Below are 26,590 nucleotides of genomic sequence, written 5' to 3' on the forward strand. Positions count from 1 at the left end.
AACTCTCCTAGTGGCTATGTCCTCCGGAAGGGGTGGACTCAGCAGGCTTTTCTACTATAGATGCCTCAGTAGTGAGCACCATTCGTGCTACGGACGTAGCATTTACCACTGCGGAATGTGTGACCTTTACAGGGTCAATAATTCCCTGTGCCAGAAGGTCCCCGTACTCCAGGGTCGCGGCGTTGAAGCCGTAGCCATTATCCATCTCAGCGGAGCGCGAGACTACAACGGCACCGTCAAGGCCAGCGTTCTCGGCAATCCAAAAAGCGGGCTTGACCAGAGCATGAGCTAAAGCCATGACACCTACTTTTTCATCACCCTCAAAGTCGTTGGCGTAGGCCTTGAGATCTTGGGCAATCTGCACGAGTACTGAGCCGCCACCGGCGATAACACCTTCTTGAACAGCAGCGCGGGCGGCGTTAATAGCGTCCTCAACGCGCAGTTTACGCTCGGAAACTTCGGTCTCGGTTGCAGCACCCACGCGAACCACGGCTACGCCACCGGAGAGCTTTGCCAAGCGCTCCTCGGCTTTTTCACGGTCCCAGGTGGATTCGGTTTGGGCGATTTCGCGGCGAATCTGCTCGCGCCGACTCTCCAGTTCTTCGCTGGTTCCCTTACCATCAACAATGATGGTTTCGTCCTTGGTTACCGTGATCCTACGGGCATAGCCTAAGACGTCGAGACCAGAATCCTTTAAGGTCACACCCACCTCTGGATCGATGACCGTTGCGGCTGTCACGACGGCGAGGTCGTCCATGAAGGCTTTGCGTCGCTCTCCGAAATACGGCGATTTTACAGCTACAGCTTGTAGCGTCTTCCGAATAGAGTTCACAACCAAAGCTTGCAGCGCCTCACCTTCAACATCTTCGGCGATAATCAGCACCGGCCGGGAAGCCTCTGCAATCTTCTCCAACAGGGGCAAGAAATCAGGTAGTGAGGAGATCTTATTACGAACCAGAAGGACATAGGTATCCTCCAGAATCGCCTGTTGGGCATCGATATCTGTGATGAAATAGGGCGATAGGTAGCCCTTTTCGAAAGATACACCCTCAGTGACGTCGAGATAGGACTCGATTGACTGGGATTCTTCCACCGAGACGACGCCATCCTTGCCCACTTTTTCCATAGCGGCTGCGACCATATCGCCCACCTCTTCATCGCGAGAGGAGACGGTTGCCACATTAGCTATATCACTGGAGCTTGAGACTTCGGCAGCGCGCTCAAGAAGTTGCTCCACAACGCGCTGCGCACCGCGCTCGATGCCCCTATTCAACTCGATAGGGTTGGCGCCAGCCGCTACGTTACGCAAACCCTCCGTAATGAGAGCTTGAGCTAAAAGCGTGGCGGTAGTTGTGCCGTCACCAGCGATATCATTGGTTTTCACCGCAACCGATTTAACGAGCTGAGCACCTAGGTTCTCAAAAGGTTCTGCGATGTCGATGTCGCGTGCGATGGTGACACCATCGTTGGTGACGGTTGGCGAACCAAAGGCTTTATCTAATACGACATTGCGCCCGCGGGGACCCAGCGTCACCTTCACTGCGTTTGCTAGTGCGTCAACGCCTCTGAGAAGGCCCTCGCGTGCCTCTTGGTCGAATGCAATGAGCTTTGCCATAAGTTTCTAACCTTCGTCTTTTTAAGGTGATGCTTAGTTCTCGATGATGGCAAGAACGTCGCGGGAGTTGAGCAGGAGGTATTCCACACCGTCGTACTTCAGCTCAGTTCCGCCGTACTTGGAGAAGACAACAGTATCGCCTTCCTTGATATCCATTGGGACGCGGTCGGCGCCATCGAGGCGGCCCGGACCAGCGGCGATAACGACGCCCTCTTGTGGCTTCTCCTTAGCGGAATCAGGGATGACCAAGCCCGAAGCGGTAGTGGTTTCAGCTTCCTTGATCTGGATCAGAATACGGTCTTCCAGTGGCTTAATATTCACTGCCATGAGAATCTCCCTCGTTCAACTATCAATATTGTTTGTGTCTTGGGGTGCTTTAAAAAAGCAGCCACTTGGCACTCTACCCTCCCAAGTGCTAACCCTTCAAGCTCTTCACACTCGTGAACGCTGACAGCGAACGCTCACCTTATTGCGCTCTCCTTTGCTACCGCGCCAGGAGTGGAATCTCCACCTCAAGGGAGGTATCAGTGCCTACAGTCCACGCTGAGGGCGAAGCAGATTCTACAATCAACTGGCAAGCAAGAGCCGCGATCATCAATCCATTATCGGTACACAATTCGAAGCGCGGAACCCGGAGAGTTATTCCAGCTGATTGACAGCGCTGCGCCGTCAGTTCTCGCAATCTGGAGTTGGCTGCAACCCCGCCACCAAGAAGCAGTACCTCGGCACCAGTTTCCTTGCACGCACGAATAGCTTTAGCGCTTAGAACATCACACACAGCTTCCTGGAACGATGCACAAATATCGGGAATGCTAACCATTCGGTCCTCGCGCTCGGCCTGCTCAACATAGCGCGCCACCGCGGTTTTTAGACCCGAAAAACTGAAATCAAAACGGTGTGGGCCGGTGTGATCGGAGGCCTTATTAAGAGCTCGCGGAAATGCAATAGCGGTGTTATTACCGGTACGCGCTAGTGTGTCAATGACCGGTCCTCCTGGGTAGCCGAGTCCGAGCAAGCGGGCGACCTTGTCATACGCTTCTCCAGCAGCGTCGTCTAAAGTGCTGCCCAACTCCCGCATCGGCTTGCCCACTTTCTCCACTTCCAACAGCTGGGTGTGTCCACCTGACACGAGGAGAGCTACTGCGTGCGGTAAATCGTCGCCTTCCAGATTGGCCACCGCAACGTGCCCACCTAGGTGATTAACCCCGTAAAATGGCACCCCCCACGCAGCGGCGTAGGCTTTGGCAGCAGAAGCTCCCACCAAAAGTGCGCCAGCGAGTCCAGGTCCCACCGTAGCGGCTACCGCGTCGGGTCGGCTGATCCCAGCTTCCGCTAAAGCTTGCCGCATCACCGGTTGCATAGCTTCTAAATGCGCACGAGAAGCAATCTCGGGCACGACCCCGCCGAAGCGGGCATGCTCCTGCATGGATGACGCCACCGCATTAGCCAAGATGGTCATGCTGTGATCCTCGCCCAATTCAATAATACCCACGCCGGTTTCATCGCAGGAAGATTCAATACCTAAAACGATCATGATTGTTCATCCTCTTTCTTCTCCCGCACCATGGTAAATGCATCCGCACCGGAAGGTTGATAGTAGTTTTTACGCACCCCAATTTTCACAAAACCAAAACCTTCATACAGCGATATGGCTGGAATATTGTCACAGCGAACCTCGAGGAAAATGGGGGCATTTAAGGTTTCGGCGAGATAGACAACATTCTCCATCAAAAGCCTGGCCGCGCCCCGCCGCTGAAAGTGGGGATCTACCCCGATGGTGCGAATCTCAGCCTCGTAGGCACCTGGAGTGCCAAGAAAGGCCAACCCCACGTAGCCTAGAAGCTTTTCTGGTCGCTGCGGATCAACCACGGCGAGATAGCTGGTGAACTCCTGAGCTAGTTCAGCGCGAAAATCCGCTTCAGTCCACGGACTGTCTGTTGGAAACAGTTCTCTTTCCAACTCCACGAGGCGGTCAATATCACCTGAGTATACTTCTCTAAGCTGCACAGATTATTCCGATTCTTAGTGTCCTGGCTGGGTATGGACCATCATATGCGCTTAAAATGTGGCGAAAGAGCTTTCGATAGCGGCACTTTTTTAGGCTCCTTAGCGTCGGGGCGCCGAAGATATAATGGGACCAGCGGCGCTGTCCTGACAGCACCAGATGGCTCTAATCCACTCAGGTCTGCTTGGGCCACCAGATCACGCGCGCCTGCATGGAGATGCACACGGGTGACGCCCTTATAGGCAGCGTTTAAGTGCGGTGCAATGTTCTCAGGGATTGAGAGCAGGTCAATATCTGTGAAACCAAGATCAGATTCCGGCTGTGGCTGCCCTAATTGCTCGGGGCGGCATACCTCTGGGCCCGCTACTGTCTGAATACGCCCCTCCAGGAGGCGGAAAGATGACCAATAAATTTCTTTACGGCGCGCGTCCGTGGCCACCACGATACGCGCAGCAGAGGGGTATTGAGAGAACAGTCGATGAGCCAGGGCCTCATGGCTGGGTACCCCAATTGCTGGAATTCCTAAGGCATCGGCGTAGGCTTGGGCGGTCGCCATTCCTACCCTCAAGCCCGTGAAGGGGCCCGGCCCAGTTCCTGTCACAATGACGTCGAGATCAGCAAAGCTTAAGTCTGCCTCATCTAAAACCTCGAGAGTAGTGGGAACCAGCATCTCATTGTGGGCACGGGCGTCATCAACAATGCGTTCGCTTATCAGAGCTTTTGGCACACCTGATTGATCGGTGCGCACTACTCCCACAACGAGGTTCTCGGTCGCGGTATCTATTGCTAGTACTAACACCAGACTAAGGGTAGTCACCCCCATCGCAGGATGCGAGCCTGTGCCCATTTCATGACAAAAGCCCCAGCTTCCTCTAACAGAGCTGGGGCCACAGGACTAAAATAATATAGTCTCCGAGGTTATTGCGCCGCGATAGTCCACGCGCCAGCAGGACTCTTAACTAATGGGATCATCGCTTGGGCCTGGAATGGTTGGGTCGCTACTTGGCAAAGATCAACAAGGTCGCGGTCAAGACGCTCGGTGCGAATCTCGCCCAGCTGAGAACCCACAAGCATATAGTTGTAGCCCTCCTTGATGGGGCGGCGCGGAAGACCTTGGAGCTCGGACTCGTCTACATTGAATTTTTCAGCAACAGAGGAACGGCTTTCCCCTGGGCATACAATGGCTGCCACTTGGTAGTCCGAACCGTAAACATCATAAGGAGAAATGCCGGTGACGGTAAGACCTGCAGCATCCACAGTCTTGACGGCTTTTTCCAAGGGGCCAACTTGCTCCGTTGCAGCATGGCTGACATAGCTTGCTGTAATAATGCCGGCAAAACCAATGACGATCATCGCAATAGCGACAGCAATAATATTGCGGATAGTTGCAGTCATTTCCATAATGTTCTCGATTATCTCCTGTATACATGCGGTTAGTGCCCCACCGAAGTGGTCTCAGCTCATTGTATTCTACCTACGCGGTGATAGCGCGAACGAAACTCACCCCTAAAAACGACCGTTGGCTCTGCGGCTAGCTGTGGCTCAGTGGCTAGCACTGCATCTAACCAACCATATGCCACCGTATATAGCGAGCTTGAGAGGTGGGATCTTCTACCACGGCGGTCTCGCGATCAAATGAAATAAAGAGATAGCTATCAGCCAATTGCTCAATAAGACCGCCGCCCCATTCGGCCACCACCACAGCCTGATCCAATTCAGTATCTAGATCAAGGGAATCTAGGGCCCCTTGAGCATCCACAGCATGAGGATCCTCACCGAGTAATCGGTAAGCATCAACGTGGATCAAAGTAGGCCCGCCAATTAGCGATCGATGTTCTCTCGCGATGACGAAGGTGGGGCTCGTAATACGGCCCTTTACCTGCATACCACGAGCAAGACCTTGGGTAAACGTCGTCTTCCCGGCACCCAATGGGCCGTCGAGAATAATGACGTCGCCCGCCTCTGCCGCAGCACCGAGTTGCGCAGCGAACTCCTGGGTATCAGCTGCAGTTTCCAGGCGGATATTCCCTGATTGGGGAAAAGTCTTGAGCATTCTTTTAATCTCCTTCGATAGTCACCTTCAACCGGTTATTACTTAGGAACTCGCTTCCCGATAAAGGCGGCTCGTTCGACCCGTTGGACTGCAGATCACTTCGTAATTTATCGTTCCCCACTGCTCAGCCACGTGGTCAACATCGAGAGTATCGGAACCAAACAAAACTGCTGTATCCCCTACAGCTACCCTGTGTTCATTACCGCCAAGATCAATGATGAACTGATCCATGCAAATGCGTCCAATATTCGGGTAAAGGCGGCCATTGATATCTACCTCTAAGCTGCCTTGTAGCCGGCGCGGCAAGCCATCAGCGTACCCAATGGGAATAACTGCGATATAACCATCGGCAGGGGCATGCCACGTATGGGAATAACTCACTCCCTCTCCACGGCTCACCGGTTTAACCACGGATACTTTGGCCTCCCAGCGCATAGCTGGGCACAGCCGCCATTCCGGCATGGGAAAGGGTTTGGCACCGTAGAGTGCAAGTCCTGGGCGGGCCATATCGAAAAGGCAATCGCTTCGGCTCAGTAGAGCAGCAGAATTCGCGATGTGGTTGGTGCCCAGGGTGAGACCATGAGAGCGCCCCAGCGCGATCGCTTTCCGAAAAGCTGTGACCTGCTCATCATTTAAAGGGTCGTCGGGGGTGTCGGCGGCAGCCAGGTGACTCATCATCCCAGTGACATCAACACCCTCGGTTTGATGTAATAGCCGCGCCACCTCGGGTATGTGATCAATAGATAGGCCAGAACGATGCATACCGGTATCAACTTTTATGGTTACCCGCACCGTCGACTGGGTATTTCTTACCCCGCGACGAGCCAAGGCTGCGATCGCTTCGGCCGTTTCGATGGAAAAGACAGCAAGATCGATATCATTTTCAATGGCTTCGACAACAGGCCCCTCCGGGGACCATATCCAACTTAAAATGGGCTGGGTGATGCCGGCTCTGCGTAGCTCAAGGGCTTCTTGGATAGTGGCTACCCCGAATTGGTCGGCACCGTTGGCGCTCATGGTGCGAGCAACTTCGATGCCGCCATGATTATAGCCATTGGCCTTGACCACGCACATCAGTTGCCCAGGAGCGACGAGGTCCTTGAGAGTGTGAGTATTATGGGCGATAGCAGCTAGATCAACAACCACCGAATTAAGATCCATGGGATTTATTGTGCCACTTTCCCTATCCCCCAAGCACCTTCTCCACGGCTAGGGCGCCAGAATATTAATGGCAGCAGCACCTCGGTACCCAGAAGATTCCCCTCTTCTACCCTTGCTTAATTCGTGATCGAGGGCATATATCACCACGCTATGCCAACACAGCGAGCATTTTCGACTACCCTTGACTTCGTGAGCGTAAATTTAACTAAAAAGATTAAAAAATACTCCCGCAGAGGCCCGAACCACGTACTCGTGGGAGATCTCTCTTATGCAGGTTTACCTGGCAAGGTCTATAGCCCAGCCGAGGGTGAAGCTCTACCTGGCATCGCTTTTGGCCATGACTGGCTGAAAAACTCTCGCCACTACCATGCTACCCTCAGGCACCTTGCTAGCTGGGGAATCGTGGTGGTTGCGCCCGATACTGAAACAGGTATCAATCCTGACCACCAAGGTTTCGCGGCCGACTTGGAAACCGCTCTCCAGGTATTAGTGGGCGTTCGTCTCGGGGCCGGAAATATTACCGTTGCTCCTGGGCGCTTGGGTCTTTTCGGTCATGGCATGGGAGCCGGTGCGGCGGTATTAGCAGCCACTGGTCATGAGGATTTGAAGAGTGTGGTGGCAGCGTACCCCGCTCAAGTATCCCCTGCTGCTGAATTGGCGGCGCCACATGTGCCAGCCTCTGGTTTGGTTATCGGTAGTGGCGATTACCCGGGTCTGGATTACGGAAACGCCCCGGCTGTGGCACAAGCGTGGAAGGACTCCTGTCTCTACCGCGAGTGGGAGGATGCTTCACACACCACTTTGCATGAAAATGCTCACTTCCGTCTCTTCTCTAGTTTGGGGAAAGAGGCTAAGAGGCGTGAGAATATCGTCGGTTTTATCACGGGCTATCTGTTGGCCACCCTCAATGAGGATCGTAAGCTCTCAGGTTTTACAGAGCAGGATGCCGAGGCTACAGGTATGAGAACCTTTGATGCTGCGGAATTAAAAGAACGTGCCGATTTAACTGAACCTCGCGGCCTTGAGATGCCATTTTAAAATCGCACCGGCCTGAGGATACTGCGCGCTTTCCCCCTTTGGTGGGAGGGCGCGCTTTTTGTTTCATGCTCGGTGTGCGCTGGTAATTCTTGCTGGTGCTGCGCCCGAATTCGGGCGACCTCTGCTGCAGCTTGAACCATACGTTTTTCAAATTCGCTCATTGCTCGAGAGTTCTCTTCTTGGAATTCTGCAATAAAACGGTCATAACCCATACGAGCTACCAAGATCCAGAGCTATGGAGCCCACGGCCTAGCCCCGAGACTTCGCTGTCTGGTTGAAAAACCGTCTCTGCGTTGCCGGGCTGAATAGTAATTGGGGTCTCCGGGTCGACTGTAGCTCGAGGTGAGGCCTCGATAGGTGAACTCGGTTCAGCCATTGGTGGGGTCTGGTGCTGCGAACTAAGCTCCAGCGTTTCTTCTAAAGGACTAGCAGCCACTGGAGTGGCTGCTACTACCTGGTCTGTAGTTGGCAGCGAGTGCTCTATCATATCTGCCAATACCTCAATAATAGTGTGGCTCGCTTGGCAGAAGGCTTGAGCCGCCACCATAGAGCGGTGGAGATTGGCACCGATTGTATTCATGAGGGACACCACCGGTGAGTCCAGATTTGCTGCTGAGAGTAAAAGTCCCCCGCTGGAATCGGTGACCACCGGAGGGTCGGGCTGGGAAGAAGATATTTCCATGGCGCCTGGCACATCACCTCCGGGGTGCATAGCCGTATCCACACTCTCTAAGAGGTGGCCTAGGATTTCTCCCACTTTTTTATCATGCAGAGTGCAGATGCGAATAATCGCGTGCGCACTAGCCTCAATAGCTTCGCGGCCTTGAGTGACTAGGCTTGCGTAGTCGATCGCTTCGCGAGCTAGATCAGTTCGACTGAGGGTATCTGCTAGGGAACTGCTGAAAGTTTCAAAATCCTCCACCACACTGGCGATCCCGTTGATTGCATGCTGGTGGATGATATCTGCTGCACGCAAAGCCGCCAGAGAGTGCTCGTTGATGTGCTGCGCGGCGGTGTCTGCTGCGGATATGCCTCGATAAGCTGCTGTGAGTTGATGGGCGTGTGTAGTCAAGCCACTCGCGCACAGTTCGGTGTTGAGGTGATGATCTATCTGGTCTATCCCAGAATTGAGAGGTTGGGCGATGCGTATTGCCGCAGCTACAACGCTTGCGGGTTGCCAACTCTCCGCCGAATCGAGGCTGAGACCTAGACGCGACTGCACATTGGGAGCAATATTGATTTTGCCATCGCTTGCCGCAATCAATTGGTGGACTGAGACCATAAAGCGCACATAAAAGCTACTCATCATGAGCTCGCAGTTCTCGGGCTATGGTCTCATCAACATCAACGATGGTACAAGTGTGATCATAAAGGGCGTCTAATTGCTCGGCAACCGTGCGACGTGCCGCTATCCGACGCCGCCAGACTTCTTGGTAGTGAGATCGAAGCTTTTCTATTTCGGGGATAAAGTACTCGCCCAGGGCGTGCGGAAGCACATCGTCGACGGGGGCTTCCGGCAGTAAGTCAAGAGCAGAGTGAGCCGAGGTCGCGCGCTGGTGAATGAGGTCTCTGAGCTCGATGCTGAGTTGTAGATCCCTAGGCATATACTCACTATCCCGCTTTCCTTAGAGGAGCTGGGCTCGCGTATACGCTGATGAATATACTGAGCGCCCAGCCGAAAAGAAATATTTGTTGGCTGGAAGATCAGACTGTTCTCATATACGAGCGGTTCCCTGTGTGAGAGATTTTTTTATTCGCTTCCCCACGCGTCCATCCAAGTGCACGCGAGCCCGAGTTTCGTATGCGGCTTTATCATATCCGAGCGGTTTTAGGAGACCTGGGCGACCACTGTCGCAAGTTGGCCGGCTATGCGTCCGGCGCTTTCCTTCGTGGCAGCTTCGACCATCACCCGGAAAAGCTCCTCCGTACCGGAGGCTCGGAGGAGAACTCGACCAGTGCGCCCGAGCTCGGCTTCCGCTTCAGCGATAGCCGCAATGACCTTGGGATGGTCGGCGATGACAGCCTTATTAGCCACGGGCACATTGATGAGGACTTGTGGCAGGGTTGTCATAACTTGGGCGAGCTCAGCGAGGCTTTTCGATTGCTCCGCCATGCGGCTCATCAAAGCCAAACCGGTTAGTGTGCCATCCCCCGTTGTGCCGTAATCGGGCATGACAATATGGCCGGATTGTTCGCCACCGAGAGAAAAATTACCCTCATTGAGATCTTCGAGAACATAACGATCGCCTACTTGGGTGGTACGTACGGTGATACCAGCATCCTCCATGGCTATCTTCAATCCGAGGTTACTCATGACTGTTGCTACGAGAGTAGATTTCCGTAGTTCGCCGTCTTCTTTCATAGCCAGCGCTAGGATAGCCATGATCTTATCCCCGTCCACCAGGGCGCCCGTGGCATCGACGGCAAGGCATCGATCGGCGTCGCCGTCGTGGGCTAGGCCTAAATCGGCACCGTGTTCGAGCACTGCAGCCTGTACTTTGTCGATATGGGTTGAGCCGCAATTATCGTTAATATTATAGGAATTCGGCTGGTCATAGATGGCGATGACCTCGGCTCCGGCAGCCTGGTAGGCGTGCGGGGTGACCGTTGAGGCGGCTCCATTGGCGCAGTCGACGACCACCTTGAGACCATCGAGGCGCCGTGGCATAGCTTCAGCTAGATGCGCTAAATAGTGCTCTTTTGCATCGACAGCTTCTTCGATCACGCGTCCAATACCATGACCAGTCGGGCCAGATTCTGGCAGGGACTCCATAGTGCGCTCGATAAGATCTTCGACCTCGTCGGGGAGTTTATGCCCTCCTTTGGAGAAGAATTTAATGCCATTATCCGGCATAGGGTTATGGGACGCCGAAATCATCACACCCATATCAGCTCCATAGAATCCGGTGAGGTACGCCACCGCAGGTGTTGGTAAGACACCGACCCGGAGAACGTCTACTCCTCGGCTAGACATGCCGGCAGCAAGAGCAGCAGCCAACATCTCGCCCGAAACCCGGGGGTCGCGCCCGATCACCGCGGTGGGACGACGTTTTGAGGTGCGGTGCTCAAACGTAAGTACTTCTGCTGCTGCTTGGCCTAAACGCAAGGCCATCTGGGCGGTCAGTGATTCGTTGGCGAGCCCGCGGACACCGTCCGTGCCGAAGAGTCGAGTCATAGGTGAAATAACCCCTTTCCAGGTTTGTGCAATCCCTCTCAGGATAGTCGTGAATATAGAAAGTTCGTAGTTAAAAACCGCGATGATTCGATTCTTTAGTCTCTAAACCCAAAAAATATGGCCACGTTGGCGAAGTTTCCGATAGAGCACAAGCCGCTCTTCTTTGGAGACCAAAGAAGAGCGGCTTGTGTATATCTGTACTGAAATCGAGCAGATATTAACGCTTGGAGTACTGAGGGGCACGACGGGCCTTGTGCAGACCAGCCTTCTTGCGCTCAACAGCACGAGCGTCACGGGTGAGGAAGCCAGCCTTCTTCAGGGCTGCACGATCCTCAGGGTTGTAGATATTGAGCGCACGGGCGATGGCGAGGCGGAATGCGCCTGCCTGACCGGTGGGGCCACCGCCAACAAGGTTGGCGTGAATATCAAACTGGCCATCGCGATCGAGCAAGGCCAGTGGAGCCTTGATCAGCTGCTGGTGCAGCTTATTGGGGAAATACTCCTCCAGGGTGCGTCCGTTGCAGATGAACTGGCCGGATCCCACTTGCATACGAACCCGGACGATGGCGCGCTTACGGCGACCAACGGTCTGAATAGGGCCTTCGTGCAAGACGGGAGCAGCAACTTCAGCCTCAGCTTCGGGAGCAACGGCTTCTCCGATGGTGGTGGTGAATTCCTCAGTCGCTGCTTGAGCTGCGGCGAGGTCGGCTGCTGTGGTGTCGTTTAGATTCTGATCGGTCACTGTGCCACCTGCTTAATCTCGAAGGTCTCTGGCTTCTGAGCAGCGTACGTGTGCTCAGGGCCAGCGAAGACGTGAAGCTTCTTTACGGAAGCGCGGGAAAGACGGTTATGTGGCATCATGCCCTGAATGGATTCCTCGACTACGCGCTCCGGGTGCAATTCCAACGAGCGACCCAGGGTCATGGTCTTCAGACCACCTGGGTAACCGGAGTGGCGATAACGGAACTCGCGGTCACGCTTATTAGAAGAAATATGTACCTTGTCAGCGTTGATGATGATCACATGGTCACCACAGTCAACGTTGGGTGCGAACTGAGGCTTGCCTTTGCCGCGGAGTAGGTCGGCTGCGGTAACAGCCAAGCGACCCAGAACCACGTCAGTGGCGTCGATAACATACCACTTGCGGGTAATGTCACCGCCCTTTGGGTGATAAGTAGACACTTATTGACTCCTTTAAAGTCTGTCTAGAACTGCCAGCCAAAAATATGTGCAACTCCAGAGCTGGAAAACGGACACCTTCTACCGCATTAAGTCTGTAGAAGTTTCAACCCTCATTCCAGCCCTCATCACTGGCGGCCGGTGGAGACCCAGTGATATAAGCTTTTTCTTCCGCTCCAAGATTTGGCGCTACGTGGCGTTTGTCTTAGTGGCGAGAAGACACACAGAGGACCAATTCTAGCGGACGTTCCACACCTGGCCAAAATCCTGCACCGATACATAAGGCCATAGAGCCCTGTGCTTTGGTGCAGGATTGAGATGGTCAGCAACAGGTTCAGAGCTTCACGCTCGACCCTTGGGCGGAATTCTCCTCGATTGGGCCTACCACAGCTATCGTCATCGGTTCCGCGCGCTTATTAAGAGGATCACTCTCAATCATCAGGGGTTTGTCGGGAGAGATCTTCGTTGGCATTACTTTTTAAGGGCCTCTACCCTGTAACTGACACATCGCGGTTTTAGGACCAGGAGCTTGCGGCTTGCTTATTAACTTCACCCATACGATCATTACCGGAACGTACGGTTTGGGCGATGGTAGCAAGCACGGTATTGAGTTCGGCAGCAGCTTTGTCCCATTGCAGCTGAGCGTGCTGGTAGGCCGCGGCCGAATCGCCTTCCCAGCTAGCAACCATGGGCTGTATCTGAGATTTCAAGGCATCGAGTAAAGCATTGATGCGAGCTGAGGTGGCCTGAATATCGCCTGAGGCCGCCTCGATTTCGCCGAAGCCGTATTTAATCATATCCATTATTTTTTCTCCTTCAATGAGAATGAGCTGTGCGAAAAGTGGCACGACCTAGAACAATCGCTCTAGAAAACCACTTGGTTAAGGACATAGAGCACGACTGTCATAAAAAGTATCCTTCGTGGGTGATCCCTATCTGCGAGGACAGACGGATTCCACTGTCATATACAAGCGGCTAGTTCTGGTAGTTGATTGAGCGCGTGGGGTGCTCATATACCGGAATTGAAACCCTTAACTCCCAGCGCCTTCTCGGCAGCTTTGTCCAAGGATGCTGATATGACATCGACTGGAGAGACAATATAAAAAATCGCCCTCGAAACAGTGACCTATCGTGACATGAGATGGAGTTGAGTTCACTACTGCCCTTGAGGATGTTATCGAAAGCCTGAGCTTGAAAAAGCAGAGGCCGGTGAGGTGATGGGAAGTAATGTTCTGCTGGTGGTTTCAGCTGCCATATGTCGAAGGAAAACAACATAAACCGCAGGCTCTTTTAAGGTATGAGCTTTATCAGTGGTTAGAAAGCTACAACAACCTCTAATCAGATACAGATACGTGTCTAGATCGAGGCGGGGATCATTGGGGTTTCTAACCAGTGAGCAGCCCGATAGGTTGAGAGGTCGCAAGAATATAATAGGCTCAACAATCGTGCTCTATTAAGTTTTGGTACAACGCAACACCACTAGGTTTTCGTGGTGTTTTATTTCTACTGTGAGGCACGCAGTGTGCCGCTACTATGGCTGAACGCGGGGCGAAATATTTAAGCTGCGCAAGCTATGTGGTGGGGAGGCTTAAGCATTTAGAGGTTGAGCCCGCCTCCAACGTTGTGTAGTGATTGGGCGTTATCGGCTTCGACGTTTTCAAACGCTCGAGCATTGGAGCGGATATTGTCACTGATACTGCTGAGCGCTTTTTGAAGTTCAAGCGCCGAGGTATTCCATCGTTCCATTAAGCCGTCGAAGGCTACTTGAGCGGTGCCCGACCATGATCCGCGTACTGAGTCAACGACTCCGCGGAGCCGGTTGAGCTCGGATTGAACTTCATTATTCGTATCGTCGACGCGGCCGGCTGTAGCGACCATGACGTCTGATTCGGTGCGAAAGAGATTACTCATTCGATATATCCTCCATTGATTGGGGTGGTGGGGGTTCCAACGTGGTTCCCATGGGGTAAAGGCTTAGTGTTACCGAGCCAGATCGCTTGCGGTTTTAAGCACTTACAAGAGATAGGACTACAGCAGGGTCTCTACGGTTCCCTTGGGTGCATCAATTTTTTTTCGCGCTGTCAGGCTTTCAGCAGCCTTGGCGCACATTGCCTGCTGGGAGAGCTTGAGATCGAAACGGGAGTGGCAGCCGAGCGAGTAGATAAAATCGCCTTCAATCCAGACCACCCACTGGGCATGAGATCCATCGCCCGGTTCCTCTATATAGCGAACCTCCCCCTGACGCGGTTGTTGGCTAGGCGGCAGGAGGGTGAACGTGGGGTTTTCTCTTGCCTCTTGCTCCAATTCCTGGCGCACAAACTCAGGATCAGCATCGTAGAGAGGATCGGCGGCTATGAGCACACGCAAATTCTCGTCTTGACCAGTCGCGGTGAGAATATCGGGAGTTTCTCGACGCAACTCAATAGTGAAAGTTGGCGGCAATACGACCGAGATCAAGGCAGAATTCAGCAAATCAGATTCAAAAATTCTCTCTCGATTCCTAGAAGACTCTTCTACCTCTTCGGCTGCACCACGATCGGCCATCGGGTCTTTAGATAAAGTCTCCATCGCAGAGCTAGTAGGAGTTGCTGCAAGGAGGTCGGGAGCCTGGGCGCGTGAGTTATGGAGGATAAACGCTGTTAGCGATCCCAGGCCCAGGAGTGCGATGACCGATAGTATGCTCAGCCCACTCCACATAAGGGCCCTCCTACTGGGCCGCCAGAGGCTCTGAGAACTCGATCTCTTGACTTCACGCTCAGTGGGAATATTCAAAGGATTGGAGCGCTCAGGAGATGTCGGTGGTGGCGAGCTTTTTTGCACTCCGGTCTCATCCAGGGCCACACGTAGCATATCAACTACTCGGCGCGGGGCATCGATCGTCACGGCGATATGGGGCCACGACTGCCCAGCGATAGCACGCAGTTGATCTATGATGGCACTAGTCGCGGTACCATCTATGACTCCGCCGACAGTGAGATCGTAGCGGTAAACTGTATCTGGACCTTCAAAGATGGTGGCAGTATCGAGGACTGTAACGGTAATCTCCACCGTTGGATCGCTGTCTGGTGGGTGTGGGGTGGGGGCACCAGATACATCATCGTCGTCCATTATTGCTCCTTATCGGTTTCCTGTTCGGGCTCTGCGATATGAATTAATCCGCTATCATGTCCGCGAAGCACCATGGTGGCTCGACCTGGGATCAACGCCCGAGGTTTAATTCCGAGAATGGGACCGTCGTCTTTGTCCGCGTCGAGTATGAGACAGAGAGGGGATTGGTCCTTTAATTCACTCAACAACGGTTGGTAGAGGGCGCGCACTACCCCACCGGACTTCCGAGCGATGATCACGTGAAGGCCGATATCGCGAGCGTGGGGCAGCAATTCAACGAGTGGTTGGAGCAGATAGTCGGCAACAACTTCGAGGTCATCGATGACAAGATAGATGTCAGGGCCTTGCCACCATGAGCGAGCCTTCAACTCTGCTGGAGTGATATCGGCTTCGGGCAATCTAGATTTCAGGGTAACCACCGTTGCCGCGATTGTTTGCTCCGTGCTCGCGCTACTTGCACAGTAGGCAGCAAGCATGTCTTGTTTAATGGTGCCAAGGTGATGACGACGGTGATCGATGAGGACGATGCGCGCTTTCTCTGCTCCCAACTGGCATATGCCACGCATGATTGTGGCCAGTGCTGTGGATTTACCGCTTGCTTGGGATCCGAAGCAGAGTACATGCAGACTGCGGTTGGTATCCCAGGTTATTGGTTCAAGACGGGCGCCACCGATACCGAGGACGATCTCGGTAGTACGAGCATGAGAACCCGTGGCCGGTACTAAAAGAGAATCAAGCGATAAATGCTGAGGGAGCATTTGAAGGGCCCGCACATGATCTTGATCCTTAGTTACGGAGGCAATATGCGCGAGATCTTGGGCAGTAGACCGCGCAAAAAGGATACTCTCAGCTGCGGTATTAAGCCCACGTCCGGGGAGGTCGGGAGTACTTAATTGGGCTTTGCGATCGATGACGGAATCTAAGGCTTCACTGATTTTTAATTCCAAACGATTGGAGATGAGATCTTTGATGGCCGGGCGCAATGCCGTCCATCGCGCCGTGGAGATGACCAGATGCACGCGGGCAGCAAGTCCATCGGCAGCGATGCGGCCAAGTTTGGCTAGAAGATTCTCGTAATCACTACCTACTGTGTGCCAACCATCAATGACGAGGAAGGTATGTTCTGGAGCTGGGGCATCGATAAACCCTAAGACTTCATCGACGATCCGGTTGATCTTCTCCACGTCACCGCGGTGGGCCACGGCCGCACAATGGGGAATTAGGGTGATATCCGAAAGGTCCTTACCTGCCAGATCGAGAATATAGAACCGAATCTGTTTGGTGGAGTGGGTGACTGCAAGGGAGGTAATAATTGTGCGTAAAGCTGTGGTTTTGCCGGTTTGGGGACCTCCAGCCAGGGCGAGGTGCCCTTTGGAACCGGTGAAATCGATAATGAACGGGTCTTGGCGCTGGTGATAAGGGCGATCGATCAAGCCTACAGCGGCATGCAAGAACGGTTGCGGGCCTGCTACCTGGGCAATTGGCAGTTCTTCGGGGAGGGGTGGCAGCCATAAGCGGTGCGCGGAGAGATCGTATTTATGTGCGACTTCTTGGGCACTTTCGATGACGGCGTCGACTATAGTGCCGCGCGGATCTGCTACGTGGAGTTCAACTTTTTCTTCCTGAGGGTACTCCCATCCATCAAAAATTCGAACACCACGACAATCGAGTTGATCGAGATTTTGAGAATAGTCGGGGCGCATCCATGGGCCTGAGATATAGGAGGCTTGGAATTTTTTTAGGCGATCGGCATCGGTTTTCATAAAGCCCGCGCCCGGTTTACTTGGGAGATGGTGGGCATCTGGTACCCCTAATACTTGCCGCGATTCCGCCGCTGAGAAGGTCCGCAGCCCAATCCGGTAACTAAGGTGCGAATCAAGCCCTCGTAGCCGCCCCTCTTCCAGCCGCTGCGAGGCTAGCAGGAGGTGAATATGAAGGGAGCGACCGAGCCTACCAACAGCAACAAAAAGATCCGCGAAATCTGGATGCTGACCAAGAAGTTCGGAGAACTCATCGAGCACAATGACTAATGCGGGGATAGGCTTTAGGGAATCGTCTTTTAAGCAGGCTGCATTATACTCATCAACATTGCTGAATTTCCCTGCAGTACGCAGCAGTTCTTGGCGCCTGTTCATTTCCCCCGATATAGCGTCGTGCATCCGCTCCACGAGTACGGACTCTTCTGCTAGGTTCGTGATCACCGCAGAGGTATGCGGCAGGGTATCCATACCCAAGAAGGTGGCACCACCTTTAAAGTCCACCAATACAAAATTAAGAACCGCTGGAGAGTGAGTGGCTGCTAGGGCAATAACAAGGGTGCGCAATAGCTCCGATTTACCGCTACCCGTTGCGCCGACGCATAATCCGTGCGGGCCCATACCACCATGCGCTGATTCTTTGATATCAATAATCAACGGCGCTCCCGCATCATCGACGCCTACGGGCACCGCTAATCGCCGCGCTCCCCGCGGTTGCCATAATTTCTCCAGCGTTGCGGCAGAAATATCCTCAATACCGAGCAAACTCAAAAAGTCTTGGGAACCGCCACTACCTGCGGCATCGGGGCGTCGATAGGCACTGAGTTTTCGAGCTAGTTGAGTCATTTCCCGCAGACCCATATAGTCAGCCACCCCGAGTGCTTCAGCGCCAGCCTCGGTGTGAGCAACGAGATCTTTGCTTCGTGCCTCGAGGACCAAACCATCATCGTCGGCGAGCTTTTTGAGAGTTTTATCCTGCGGATTCACTGCGATAATTGTGGTCCACGTCCGAGCCGCAACCAGTTCCTTTACCTTCGAGGCAGGCACCTTATTATCGAGGATGAGAATTTTCTCAGCTGCTTTTTCCACCGCCACCGGATGAGTATGCGGCAGCCATTTCGCCCAACTGCGAAAGGTCTCCCCGTGAAGCTCAATCCCTACCGTATCCGGGCCGTGGAAAGTAACGAGGTGAGCTACCACGGCCCGGAGCAGCCCGTGCGCTTGGGAGCCAGATATATCGAGCGCCCGAAAAGCCTGCAGCTGCACCACGATGGGCATATCGGGGACTACCGAGAGCGCTTTAACCATATGCCGCACGCTGACTGCGCATACCGGATCTAGATCCTCGATATTTCCTTGGTCGTCCAGTTCGATGGGGGTGGCTAGGGTTGTTTCCCCCAGTCCTATACGTAGCGCTAATGCATCGGGGTCATAAGCGTTACGTTCCCACATCCGGTTAGTGCCCAGAAGGTTCCACAGATCTACTGGTGCGGGATGCTCATGAAGGGCGTTGAGCCGCTGGGCCTGGTGATTGTGTGCCGCTTGGGTACGCAGGGTGCTCAAATGACGCAAATACCTGCGGCGGATTTCATCTGTGTCTTCTCCTGGTTGTGGGCTAAACATCATCAGCATGCCCATGAGCATCATGATGGGGAAAATGAGCATCATTGGGTTGAGAGTGCCGCCATTGATAACCATGAGAGCAACCATGGCGCCGATTGCAAGCACCATTACTAATGGCATAACAATGCGCATCACAGGCATGGGTTTAGGCTTGGTGGCCGCTGGAACAGGGTCAGGGACTAGTGCTTGAGTGGGAAGTGGTGGAATGGCGTTCCGCTCACTAAGGCTGATAGGGGCGACGACGGTACTAAAACGAGGCGGGGCCATGGCGGTCTCCTTAGGTCGGGTAGGTATCGACGTTTTCCTCATCGCTTATAGAGCGCTCTGTCCTATAAGCGCGATAACCCCTCTAGAAGCCTTGGCAGTACACGAAAGGGCAGGACCCTTATGCGCCCTATCGCTTAAGCGCGCGGACGGCATCCCTACCGTCGCGTTGCATTCTCACCTCACGTGGAAAGCAATCAAAACCTTAGTAGCTCTGCTGTGCGCCCGTAAGGCCCTTGCGAAAATAAACCCCATATCGCACCCCCATTTTCTGAGCATTCTCTCAGCTTGGACCTCGTCTGCTCACTGGGGAACCGATACGAGCCAACCGCAGTCTAAAACTACGTACTTTGTACTTTGCCCTTTATTTATCCCTATGTTTCTCCCCCACTTATCCCTAAGGAGTGCGCCCCTAAGATGAATTCATCCCTTCGAGATACCGAGAGTATTCGCAGCTTTATTCGGATTGAACTTGGCGATAATCCTCAACACATCGATCTTTACCTACCGGGTTCGAGTAGCTTGAGCGATATGATGGCAGAGATTTTCCATCTCGCTCATATCCATTCTCACCCAGGGCGTTACCAGGTTCTGACAGCTGCGGGGATCATCCTCGATATGCACGCTCCCCTCAAGTCGCTGGGGCTCAGCCACGGCGATGTCATGATTATCCGCAACGCTACTGCCACGCCTCCCCCATTAGTGCGCGATGCAGCGGAATCTTTAGCGGCCGCCGCCCCGAAAGAGCTCAGAACTGCTCATACCCCTACTTTCGCGGCGGTCAGCGGGGCAGCTAGTCTAGTAGGTGGAGCTTTTCTACTGCCCTTGCCGATTCCGTTAGCGGTCACCTTATTACTCGTAGCCGGAATTTTTGGCAGTATGAGCATATGGGCGAAGCTTCATATAGCTATTCCGCTTATCTCGCTTCTCACCGCTGTATCTGCCCTCATCGCTGTAGGTGGCAGCGAGCTTTTATTGAGCCCAGACTTGCTTGTTGAGGGTATAACTGCCACTGATTTTGCGCGCGGGTGGGCTCTCTCCCTAGCCGCTGCCGCCTTGACAGTCGTTGTGGTAGCCACAGTCATGCAACTGCTCATTCCAGCTCGCGGATATGTGGTTTTCACAGTCGCCTATGCCCTTGGAATATTTTCCTTAGGGTTGGGAGGCCTTTTGTATTCGCCGGGTATCTTGGTTTCGCTTAACCCCACGATGGTGTGGTTAGGTCATGGCTTGAGTGTCTCCATCGTCGTCATGGTGATTATGCTCGCCGCAGGGCCGCAAATATTGGCCAAAATCGCGGGCTTGCGGGTACCTTTACTTCCAACTATTGGGCAGCCGCTTGATATAGCGGATAAGGATTATGAAGAAAGCCCCCTCCGCACTCGACATGCGCGCACCATGTATTCGGGCATGCTGATAGCTATCGGAAGTTGGTTGAGCTTAGCAACCTTAGGCCTGTTGATCCTTGGTCTGCGGGAAATCCTCGATCTGAGTATTTTCCATTTCTGGCTGATATTCGCGCTCAGCTTGGCGCTGATCTTACACGCCCACCGGCATCGTTTTTCCCTTGAAATCTGGGCACTGTGGATACCTGCGCACCTCGCAGGTTTCGCCCTGCTTCCGCTAGCGGCTCTGCTCTCAAGTACGAGCTTAAGCATTGTTGCCTTGATATTCGCGCTCATGATGGTGGCGGCCCCAAGTATGGCCGATAAGATCTCTACTCTCGAACCCACGGTGGTGGTGTGGCTAGAGCGCATTGAACTTCTTGCGCTCGCAGCGATCTTTCCCTTAGCACTGCAAACGGCTGGTCTCTTTAGCCTCCTACGAGGTTTGGCTCTATGAAAATAGCCTCCTTTGTTGCCGGTTTAAGTGCATGGGGAACACTCGCAGTCTTGCTCCTTCCATCAGCAGCCGCTGAGTGCGCCCAAGGGGTCCCAGCAAACTCAGCGGCACTGGTACAACAGGCAGCGCTAGCAGACCAGTATCGCCGCGCCCACCTTTTTGCTACCGGTTTTGGCACCCGAGTCGCCGTGATCGACACTGGAGTTAGTACCCATCCACGCCTTCCGAATCTAGCATCGGGGGGCAGTGTCATAGCCGACCCTGAGTCTGGAGATGCTTTAGAAGACTGCGATGCTCATGGAACGGCTGTGGCCGGCATTATTGCGGCACGGTGGGATCAAGACGAGATCGTAGGGGTGGCGCCCGATGCCGGCATCGTCTCTATTAAACAGATGAGCGATCACCGCGATGCTGGTGGCACGTTGGCTACCCTGAGCCAGGCTATAGATGTAGCCGTTGATCAGGGGGTCGATGTGATCAATATTTCTGTGGTCAGTTGTATCCCCCAAGGGCCTTTTTCTGTTGATCTCTCTGGCCTGGAAGCGGCACTCAACCGCGCGGAGGAGGCGAATATCGTGGTGGTGTCCGCGGCCGGTAATCAAGATGCTCAATGTACGCCGGACTCACTTATTGTGCCAGCGGCTATGCCCACCGTAGTCTCAGTTGCGGCTCTTTCGGATCCTTATCATCATGCTGCTTATTCCCTAGACTCCTCCCAACCTCAGGTTGCAGCCCCGGGGAAAGTATTCGCGGCGCTGTCAAATTCGGGAGGCTTTCTCGCGAGCGGAATCGAGCAGTCTGCGTCTTCGGTACAGTCTTTCGAGGGAACAAGCTTTGCTGCCCCGCTCATTAGTGGAACTTTTGCGCTGTTACGCCAGAAATACCCTACCGCGACGGCGAGAGAATTGCGCGAGCTTGTCATATCCAGTGTTGATCCTACTAGCGGCGCCATTGATATCCCGAGGGTCTTAGACTATCGCCTTCCAGAGGATGAAGCATCTTTAGTCAGTTCAACACCACCAGCCGCTCACGCTATCGCCGCACCACGACGCCACCAATCGTCCATTCCCTTGGCTTCGAGCTGGCTCGTGGTACTGGCCAGCCTGATTTTGGTGCTAACCATTGCCTATTCGAGGATGCGAACTTAGATAATATACTGCATCACTGGATCGAGCGCAGGCAAAGCGCCGTAGCTCCACATGGTTACCGCAGTTGAGCCCACCATGATCCAGGCCACTAAACAGATGAGAAAGATGAGAAAGTAGCGAACGATTCGAGGTTTTGAGCGATACCACTGAAAGAATCGATCATAGAGGCCGATAGCCCACCCCAAAAGATGGCCGGCCAAGTGGGACTCGAGGCTAAGTATTCCTATGCCCACGAATACCGTGAGCCATCCCGGCCCTGGAAAAGGAATGGTCACCAGGCCGAGGATGACAACTACCCAGCCCGCAACGAGAACAAGCGGGCGAACCAAGAAACCAAATCGTCGGGTCTTCATTCGCTCGTGGTGGAAAGTTATCGCGTGTATCTTGGCGCGTACCTGATCGCGAGTGGTATGCGGTTTCTCTGGGGTTTCAACCGCAGGCGTTTGAATTGCCATAAAGCGCGCCATTCTCCTTCCCGACGTACGGGGGACTTTAGTTTTCCCGCGTATTGCCAGCAATCATACCGCGATAGTTAGATGTACGGACAGTTTGGGGGGAATTTTCTCCTTTCACCCGCGCGTCACGGGCTTTGTTGCGGAATAACTTCGGAGAGCGCGGCCTCCTGACTCAGCGGAGTCCCTTCAGGGAGCAGGGAAAGCAACTCCCAGCTCATAGGCGTTGTTGAGTCGATGCCGAGCTCTTTTATCATTTCGGGATAGCGAAGTCCATGCCGTTTGCCAGTTTCAGAAATAATATGCACCCCTGAACCGGTATCAACAGCAAGCGCATAGCCTGGCCCGATATAGCTAAGAGTGGAACCCTGCGAGGGTCGATCCACGCGTGATCCGAAAGACGGTGAGAGCATCATATCAGGGTCTCGCTGCCTCGGAATGAGAAGCTGACCTGTGCTATTGATGCACGGCATAAATTCCGCTGGGTCTATGAGGATTGGGCGTGTCGGAGGAAGCGGTATATAGTAACCGACTCTATCGGTATAGTTACGCAGTTCGCTGTTGGGGATTTGGCGATACTCAATCCCTTTGGCCATGATCAATTCTGCCTGGGTTGGGCTCAGTCTTATGATGGTTCCATCCTTTTCACCCCAGTAGTCAAAACCGGTGCCGAGCACGGTGTTGATATCAAAGTCGCGGAAAGGTGGAACTTCGTCGATGGCGTCTATCATGGCATCGGCAGCAAACCACAGTGGTGTGGCATTCTCAATGCCTAAAGCACGCCGCATCATTCGCCCCTCGGGGCTAGTATCAGGCAACAAGGGCAAACGACCCTGTTCGCTAATGAGGAAATCGCCGGAACTGGTGCGGGCTAAGAAAGCTTCCCTATCGACGATCGGTCTTAAAGTCGCGCTCACCCGCTCGCTCGGGCTGAGTATCACCACCAGCATATCCCTGCCCTTGTCTAGGCGTTGATGCGGTGGCTGTATCTCATGGCAAGCGATCGCATCGAAGGTTGGTTGCGAGCCCTGCTGGGGTGCGAAGAGAGCGGGGGCATCTACGATTCCTATGGGGGTAGTTTTGGCTAACCCAAAGAGGGACTGGTCGCTACTACTGACAGGTTCGACAGCTTCTTGCAGGATAAGTCGCGCGGAGGTGAGATTCGCCACCGGGTGCAAATGGTCCTCCATGCGCATATACAGCTGCCCGCTATCGGCGCGAATCAATTCCGCTTGCCCTGGATCGATGGCAGGGCGAAAAAACGCCAAGGCAACCGAGCATATGGCGATTAATACGGTAGCGGCGAGACCAAAGAGTACAGCCCGTCGTCGCCTGCCTAGAGGATCATGCAGCATGCGCTCATCACCGAGGATCAGTGCGTGTTCAACGCGGCGCCACAGAAATTTATGCCCAGTAACTTGGGCTTTCGTGGTCGGAGTAACTGCCATCAGAGGTTATTCAAACCTTTCTTATTTTAGGCAGCCAGAATAATTGCCCGTGACCCCCACACGTCGAGCCCCACGCTCTCAGTTAGGCGGTCTGTTCAAATAACCACAGTAGTATCTGTCATTTTAGTAGATGCTGAGGGCTCCGTGAAGGGCTTTGGGGCCACATTTTCCTATCAATCGAGCTTGACGCGCTTCTGTCTCGTCATATCTGCACGTTCTCCTAAGGCAGAGTCTTCGGGATAATCCACCCCGACAAGGGTGAGCCCACGGGCGGGAGCCACGGGTATTTGTGATGATCGAGAGGATTCTGCAAGCAGCGAGGCAGCAAAACCAGCAGGGCGTTTACCTTCCCCGACAACGAGGCAACAGCCCACTAAGGAGCGCACCATGGACCAACAAAAAGCGTCGGCGCTGACATGGGCCTCAAAGGTATGGGGTTCAGTAGGTGTGGAGATATCGTGCCAAGTGAATTCTTGCAAGTCCCTGATGGTGGTGGCACCTTCCCGGAATTTACAAAATGCTGCAAAATCGTTAAGTCCCACGAGCTCAGCAGCGGCTTGCTGCATGGCATGGACATCGATATTTTTGGGCCAGTGCGCGGTATCGCATCGCCTAGTGGGTAGCGCACCGCGAGGGTGAGTACTAAGACGATAGACATAATGGCGTCGCAGGGCTGAAAAACGGGCGTCGAAACCTCCGGGAGCATAAGAAGCATCGTGGACACGCACGTCTTCTGGCAGCAGGCGCGCCAACCTCCTGACAAGGTTTTTGGGGTCATGATTGAGACTTCTGGTGTTAAGAGCCTGAGGATCGATATCAAAATGAGCCACTTGGCCGGTGGCGTGAACACCTGCATCGGTGCGACCCGCAACGGTCAGGTTAATGGGGCGTCGCATGATAAGAGCGAGATTATCCTCCAGAACTTTCTGCACTGTACGCAGCGAGGAATCTCCTTGTTTGGCCCACCCGTGGAAGTTCGTGCCGTCATAGGCGAGGTCGAGGCGTATGCGAGTAGTGGGGTTCTCAATCACGCCCTATACCGTAGCAAAGCTAGCTATCAGCAGCGAAAAACCCCACCGAGCAGAGTGGATCTGCACGGTGGGGTTTGTAAAGACTGGGTAGAAAATTACTTCTCTGCCTCGGTCTCCTCGGCCTGAGCTTCCTTGGACGCTGCAGCGCGCGCTGCGCGGTTCGCTTCAGCGGAGACGGTCTCCTCGAGGACGAGGGAGATCTGGCTCATAGGAGCGTTGTCACCCTTACGGTTTTCGAGCTTGATGATGCGGGTATAACCGCCGGTACGCTCAGCAAACTGAGGTGCGAGCTCATCGAAGAGATGAGCAACAACGTCCTTGTTGTTGACGAGCTTGAGCACGTTACGACGGTCGGCAATGCTGCCGGACTTCGCTTTGGTGATCAGCTTTTCCGCGTATGGACGAAGCAGCTTGGCTTTGGCGTCGGTGGTTTTGATTGCGCCGTGGGTAAACAGCTGAGCTGCGAGGTTAGACAGAATGTGCTTCTGATGGCTCGCAGAACCGCCGAGACGGGCGCCCCTCTTTGGTGTAGGCATTTGGTTCTCCTCGTTGACAGGTGTGATTGGGCGCACCCAGCAGATAATTTTTTTAAGCTGGGTACTAAAGGCTATTTACTCGGACTCTTCTGGATCCAAATCAACATAGTCACCGGTTTCGGCGTCGTAGCCTTCAAGCTGCGATGGGTCGAAATCCTCAGGTGAATCCTTCAAGGTCAAGCCCAGATTAGCGAGCTTGATCTTCACTTCGTTTATGGACTTTTGTCCGAAGTTACGGATATCGAGCAAATCGGATTCCGAGCATTCTGCTAGTTCACCCACAGTGTGGATTTCTTGGCGCTTGAGGCAGTTATAAGAGCGTACCGAGAAATTAAGATCGTCGATAGGCATATTATAAGCCGCAATATGCTCAGTTTCTTGAACCGATGGTCCGATTTCCAGACCCTCTGCCGCATCGTTGAGCTCGCGGGCGAGCCCAAAGAGCTCGACCAAGGTCTTGCCTGCCGAAGCGAGAGCGTCACCTGGGGTCATAGAGTTCTTGGTCTCCACGTCGATGATGAGCTTGTCATAGTCGGTACGCTGCGCGACACGCGTTGCTTCGACCTTGTAGCTCACCTTCAGCACTGGAGAATAGATCTGATCCACAGGGATCCGGCCAATCTCACTGCTGGAGCCGAACATGGTGGCAGGAACATAGCCACGGCCACGCTCCACAACCATCTCGATATTCAGTCGTCCCTGCTCATTGAGCGTTGCGATGTGGAGGTCCGGGTTGTGGATTTCCACGCCGGTCGGTGGCGTAATGCTGCCGGCCGTTGCAACTCCAGGACCTTCCACGTTGAGGTTAATCACAACTGGGTCCTCGGAGTCAGAGGACAATACCAATCCCTTGATATTGAGCAAGATATCGGTGACATCTTCCTTAACACCAGCGATGGTGGTGAACTCGTGCAGCACTCCGTCGATCTTGACGCTGGTCACTGCCGCACCCGGGATAGATGATAGCAGCGTACGACGCAGCGAATTACCAAGCGTGTAGCCAAAGCCTGGCTCGAGTGGCTCGATGGTAAAACGGGATCGAGCGCTATCGATCTTCTCCTCAGTGAGGACTGGACGCTGAGAAATGAGCATGGAACTCTCCTAGATTTGACGCCCACTATATGACGTCGGCGAGGGCGGAAAGGGTAAAAAGTT

Annotated in this window: 27 protein-coding genes; 3 read left to right on the top strand and 24 right to left on the bottom strand. The window is 53.8% G+C overall.

The features are described from left to right. Positions 1-7: 7 nt before the first annotated feature. From groL to alr, 8 genes are all read right to left on the bottom strand, one after another. The gene (groL, locus tag NXT01_RS03035) at positions 8-1,615 is read right to left on the bottom strand and encodes a chaperonin GroEL (RefSeq protein ID WP_259077262.1); all 1,608 of its coding nucleotides are present in this window, start codon (positions 1,613-1,615) and stop codon (positions 8-10) included. A gap of 33 nt (positions 1,616-1,648) precedes the next feature. After that, a complete protein-coding gene (groES, locus tag NXT01_RS03040) occupies positions 1,649-1,942 on the bottom strand; it encodes a co-chaperone GroES (RefSeq protein WP_259077265.1) in 294 nt (97 codons plus the stop codon). A 157-nt stretch (positions 1,943-2,099) separates the two neighbouring features. Then, positions 2,100-3,149 (bottom strand): tRNA (adenosine(37)-N6)-threonylcarbamoyltransferase complex transferase subunit TsaD, encoded by a 1,050-nt coding sequence (gene tsaD, locus NXT01_RS03045; RefSeq protein WP_259077266.1) that lies wholly within the window; start codon positions 3,147-3,149, stop codon positions 2,100-2,102. Continuing rightward, positions 3,146-3,622: a ribosomal protein S18-alanine N-acetyltransferase gene (gene rimI, locus NXT01_RS03050; protein ID WP_259077269.1), complete on the bottom strand. Its 477-nt coding sequence runs from the start codon at positions 3,620-3,622 to the stop codon at positions 3,146-3,148. Before rimI ends, tsaD begins: the two co-directional genes overlap by 4 nt. Positions 3,623-3,663: 41 nt before the next feature. Continuing rightward, positions 3,664-4,419 (bottom strand): tRNA (adenosine(37)-N6)-threonylcarbamoyltransferase complex dimerization subunit type 1 TsaB, encoded by a 756-nt coding sequence (tsaB, locus tag NXT01_RS03055; RefSeq protein WP_259077270.1) that lies wholly within the window; start codon positions 4,417-4,419, stop codon positions 3,664-3,666. A gap of 119 nt (positions 4,420-4,538) precedes the next feature. Continuing rightward, entirely contained in the window at positions 4,539-5,015 is a 477-nt protein-coding gene (locus tag NXT01_RS03060) for a hypothetical protein (protein ID WP_259077271.1), read from the bottom strand. Between the two features lie 166 nt (positions 5,016-5,181). After that, positions 5,182-5,673, bottom strand: a complete 492-nt coding sequence (gene tsaE, locus NXT01_RS03065) for a tRNA (adenosine(37)-N6)-threonylcarbamoyltransferase complex ATPase subunit type 1 TsaE (protein WP_259077276.1) — start codon at positions 5,671-5,673, stop codon at positions 5,182-5,184. A gap of 42 nt (positions 5,674-5,715) precedes the next feature. Further along, positions 5,716-6,834, bottom strand: a complete 1,119-nt coding sequence (gene alr / locus NXT01_RS03070; protein WP_259077278.1) for an alanine racemase — start codon at positions 6,832-6,834, stop codon at positions 5,716-5,718. Positions 6,835-7,023: 189 nt separating this feature from the next. On the opposite strand from alr, the gene NXT01_RS03075 reads away from it, so the two are divergent. After that, positions 7,024-7,872 (top strand): dienelactone hydrolase family protein, encoded by an 849-nt coding sequence (locus tag NXT01_RS03075; protein WP_259077279.1) that lies wholly within the window; start codon positions 7,024-7,026, stop codon positions 7,870-7,872. Here NXT01_RS03075 and NXT01_RS03080 read toward each other — a convergent pair. From NXT01_RS03080 to eccCa, 11 genes are all read right to left on the bottom strand, one after another. Next, positions 7,869-8,033: a hypothetical protein gene (locus NXT01_RS03080; protein WP_259077280.1), complete on the bottom strand. Its 165-nt coding sequence runs from the start codon at positions 8,031-8,033 to the stop codon at positions 7,869-7,871. The two genes, NXT01_RS03075 and NXT01_RS03080, sit on opposite strands and share 4 nt — an antisense overlap. Positions 8,034-8,089: 56 nt before the next feature. Next, a complete protein-coding gene (locus NXT01_RS03085) occupies positions 8,090-9,181 on the bottom strand; it encodes a hypothetical protein (protein WP_259077281.1) in 1,092 nt (363 codons plus the stop codon). Continuing rightward, positions 9,171-9,476, bottom strand: a complete 306-nt coding sequence (locus NXT01_RS03090; RefSeq protein WP_259077282.1) for a hypothetical protein — start codon at positions 9,474-9,476, stop codon at positions 9,171-9,173. The genes NXT01_RS03085 and NXT01_RS03090 overlap by 11 nt, the downstream gene beginning before the upstream one ends. Positions 9,477-9,700: 224 nt before the next feature. Beyond that, positions 9,701-11,047: a phosphoglucosamine mutase gene (gene glmM, locus NXT01_RS03095; RefSeq protein ID WP_259077284.1), complete on the bottom strand. Its 1,347-nt coding sequence runs from the start codon at positions 11,045-11,047 to the stop codon at positions 9,701-9,703. Positions 11,048-11,264: 217 nt separating this feature from the next. After that, on the bottom strand, positions 11,265-11,789 hold the full coding sequence (gene rpsI / locus NXT01_RS03100) for a 30S ribosomal protein S9 (protein WP_259077286.1): 525 nt from the start codon (positions 11,787-11,789) through the stop codon (positions 11,265-11,267). After that, positions 11,786-12,229 (bottom strand): 50S ribosomal protein L13, encoded by a 444-nt coding sequence (gene rplM / locus NXT01_RS03105; RefSeq protein WP_259077288.1) that lies wholly within the window; start codon positions 12,227-12,229, stop codon positions 11,786-11,788. Before rplM ends, rpsI begins: the two co-directional genes overlap by 4 nt. Positions 12,230-12,560: 331 nt before the next feature. Beyond that, on the bottom strand, positions 12,561-12,698 hold the full coding sequence (locus NXT01_RS03110) for a hypothetical protein (protein WP_259077289.1): 138 nt from the start codon (positions 12,696-12,698) through the stop codon (positions 12,561-12,563). A gap of 43 nt (positions 12,699-12,741) precedes the next feature. Then, positions 12,742-13,029, bottom strand: a complete 288-nt coding sequence (locus NXT01_RS03115) for a WXG100 family type VII secretion target (RefSeq protein ID WP_259077291.1) — start codon at positions 13,027-13,029, stop codon at positions 12,742-12,744. A gap of 793 nt (positions 13,030-13,822) precedes the next feature. Further along, positions 13,823-14,137, bottom strand: coding sequence for a WXG100 family type VII secretion target (locus NXT01_RS03120; RefSeq protein ID WP_259077293.1), 315 nt, complete (start codon positions 14,135-14,137; stop codon positions 13,823-13,825). Positions 14,138-14,254: 117 nt separating this feature from the next. Beyond that, the gene (locus NXT01_RS03125; RefSeq protein ID WP_259077295.1) at positions 14,255-15,334 is read right to left on the bottom strand and encodes a type VII secretion-associated protein; all 1,080 of its coding nucleotides are present in this window, start codon (positions 15,332-15,334) and stop codon (positions 14,255-14,257) included. Then, complete coding sequence (gene eccCa, locus NXT01_RS03130) at positions 15,334-18,981, bottom strand: type VII secretion protein EccCa (RefSeq protein ID WP_259077296.1); 3,648 nt, start codon at positions 18,979-18,981, stop codon at positions 15,334-15,336. Before eccCa ends, NXT01_RS03125 begins: the two co-directional genes overlap by 1 nt. A 414-nt stretch (positions 18,982-19,395) precedes the next feature. Here eccCa and eccD point away from each other — a divergent pair, with 414 nt between their 5' ends. Both eccD and NXT01_RS03140 read left to right on the top strand, forming a co-directional pair. Then, positions 19,396-20,820: a type VII secretion integral membrane protein EccD gene (gene eccD, locus NXT01_RS03135; RefSeq protein WP_259077297.1), complete on the top strand. Its 1,425-nt coding sequence runs from the start codon at positions 19,396-19,398 to the stop codon at positions 20,818-20,820. Then, the gene (locus tag NXT01_RS03140) at positions 20,817-21,968 is read left to right on the top strand and encodes a S8 family serine peptidase (RefSeq protein WP_259077298.1); all 1,152 of its coding nucleotides are present in this window, start codon (positions 20,817-20,819) and stop codon (positions 21,966-21,968) included. Before eccD ends, NXT01_RS03140 begins: the two co-directional genes overlap by 4 nt. On the opposite strand, the gene NXT01_RS03145 is transcribed toward NXT01_RS03140, so the two are convergent. The 5 genes from NXT01_RS03145 to NXT01_RS03165 form a co-directional block, all read right to left on the bottom strand. After that, positions 21,965-22,423 (bottom strand): TIGR02611 family protein, encoded by a 459-nt coding sequence (locus NXT01_RS03145; protein ID WP_259077299.1) that lies wholly within the window; start codon positions 22,421-22,423, stop codon positions 21,965-21,967. The genes NXT01_RS03140 and NXT01_RS03145 overlap by 4 nt on opposite strands. A 125-nt stretch (positions 22,424-22,548) precedes the next feature. After that, the gene (gene eccB / locus NXT01_RS03150; protein WP_259077300.1) at positions 22,549-23,868 is read right to left on the bottom strand and encodes a type VII secretion protein EccB; all 1,320 of its coding nucleotides are present in this window, start codon (positions 23,866-23,868) and stop codon (positions 22,549-22,551) included. Positions 23,869-24,041: 173 nt separating this feature from the next. Then, positions 24,042-24,896 carry a tRNA pseudouridine(38-40) synthase TruA gene (truA, locus tag NXT01_RS03155; RefSeq protein ID WP_259077789.1) on the bottom strand — a complete coding sequence of 285 codons (855 nt, stop codon included), beginning with the start codon at positions 24,894-24,896 and terminating at the stop codon, positions 24,042-24,044. 98 nt (positions 24,897-24,994) lie between these two features. Further along, a complete protein-coding gene (rplQ, locus tag NXT01_RS03160; RefSeq protein ID WP_259077301.1) occupies positions 24,995-25,435 on the bottom strand; it encodes a 50S ribosomal protein L17 in 441 nt (146 codons plus the stop codon). 75 nt (positions 25,436-25,510) lie between these two features. Beyond that, positions 25,511-26,527, bottom strand: coding sequence for a DNA-directed RNA polymerase subunit alpha (locus NXT01_RS03165; protein WP_259077302.1), 1,017 nt, complete (start codon positions 26,525-26,527; stop codon positions 25,511-25,513). Positions 26,528-26,590: the final 63 nt, after the last annotated feature.

The organism is Corynebacterium sp. ES2775-CONJ (genome assembly GCF_024814515.1).
Classification (GTDB): Bacteria; Actinomycetota; Actinomycetes; order Mycobacteriales; family Mycobacteriaceae; genus Corynebacterium.

Coding starts and splice junctions, on each gene's coding strand:
- groL (WP_259077262.1), bottom strand. CDS start 1,615: ATGGCAAAGCTCATTGCATTCGACCAAGAGGCACGCGAGGGCCTTCTC.
- groES (WP_259077265.1), bottom strand. CDS start 1,942: ATGGCAGTGAATATTAAGCCACTGGAAGACCGTATTCTGATCCAGATC.
- tsaD (WP_259077266.1), bottom strand. CDS start 3,149: ATGATCGTTTTAGGTATTGAATCTTCCTGCGATGAAACCGGCGTGGGT.
- NXT01_RS03060 (WP_259077271.1), bottom strand. CDS start 5,015: ATGACTGCAACTATCCGCAATATTATTGCTGTCGCTATTGCGATGATC.
- tsaE (WP_259077276.1), bottom strand. CDS start 5,673: ATGCTCAAGACTTTTCCCCAATCAGGGAATATCCGCCTGGAAACTGCA.
- alr (WP_259077278.1), bottom strand. CDS start 6,834: ATGGATCTTAATTCGGTGGTTGTTGATCTAGCTGCTATCGCCCATAAT.
- NXT01_RS03080 (WP_259077280.1), bottom strand. CDS start 8,033: ATGAGCGAATTTGAAAAACGTATGGTTCAAGCTGCAGCAGAGGTCGCC.
- NXT01_RS03085 (WP_259077281.1), bottom strand. CDS start 9,181: ATGATGAGTAGCTTTTATGTGCGCTTTATGGTCTCAGTCCACCAATTG.
- NXT01_RS03090 (WP_259077282.1), bottom strand. CDS start 9,476: ATGCCTAGGGATCTACAACTCAGCATCGAGCTCAGAGACCTCATTCAC.
- glmM (WP_259077284.1), bottom strand. CDS start 11,047: ATGACTCGACTCTTCGGCACGGACGGTGTCCGCGGGCTCGCCAACGAA.
- NXT01_RS03110 (WP_259077289.1), bottom strand. CDS start 12,698: ATGCCAACGAAGATCTCTCCCGACAAACCCCTGATGATTGAGAGTGAT.
- NXT01_RS03115 (WP_259077291.1), bottom strand. CDS start 13,029: ATGGATATGATTAAATACGGCTTCGGCGAAATCGAGGCGGCCTCAGGC.
- NXT01_RS03120 (WP_259077293.1), bottom strand. CDS start 14,137: ATGAGTAATCTCTTTCGCACCGAATCAGACGTCATGGTCGCTACAGCC.
- NXT01_RS03125 (WP_259077295.1), bottom strand. CDS start 15,334: ATGGACGACGATGATGTATCTGGTGCCCCCACCCCACACCCACCAGAC.
- eccCa (WP_259077296.1), bottom strand. CDS start 18,981: ATGGCCCCGCCTCGTTTTAGTACCGTCGTCGCCCCTATCAGCCTTAGT.
- eccD (WP_259077297.1), top strand. CDS start 19,396: ATGAATTCATCCCTTCGAGATACCGAGAGTATTCGCAGCTTTATTCGG.
- NXT01_RS03140 (WP_259077298.1), top strand. CDS start 20,817: ATGAAAATAGCCTCCTTTGTTGCCGGTTTAAGTGCATGGGGAACACTC.
- NXT01_RS03145 (WP_259077299.1), bottom strand. CDS start 22,423: ATGGCAATTCAAACGCCTGCGGTTGAAACCCCAGAGAAACCGCATACC.
- eccB (WP_259077300.1), bottom strand. CDS start 23,868: ATGGCAGTTACTCCGACCACGAAAGCCCAAGTTACTGGGCATAAATTT.
- rplQ (WP_259077301.1), bottom strand. CDS start 25,435: ATGCCTACACCAAAGAGGGGCGCCCGTCTCGGCGGTTCTGCGAGCCAT.
- NXT01_RS03165 (WP_259077302.1), bottom strand. CDS start 26,527: ATGCTCATTTCTCAGCGTCCAGTCCTCACTGAGGAGAAGATCGATAGC.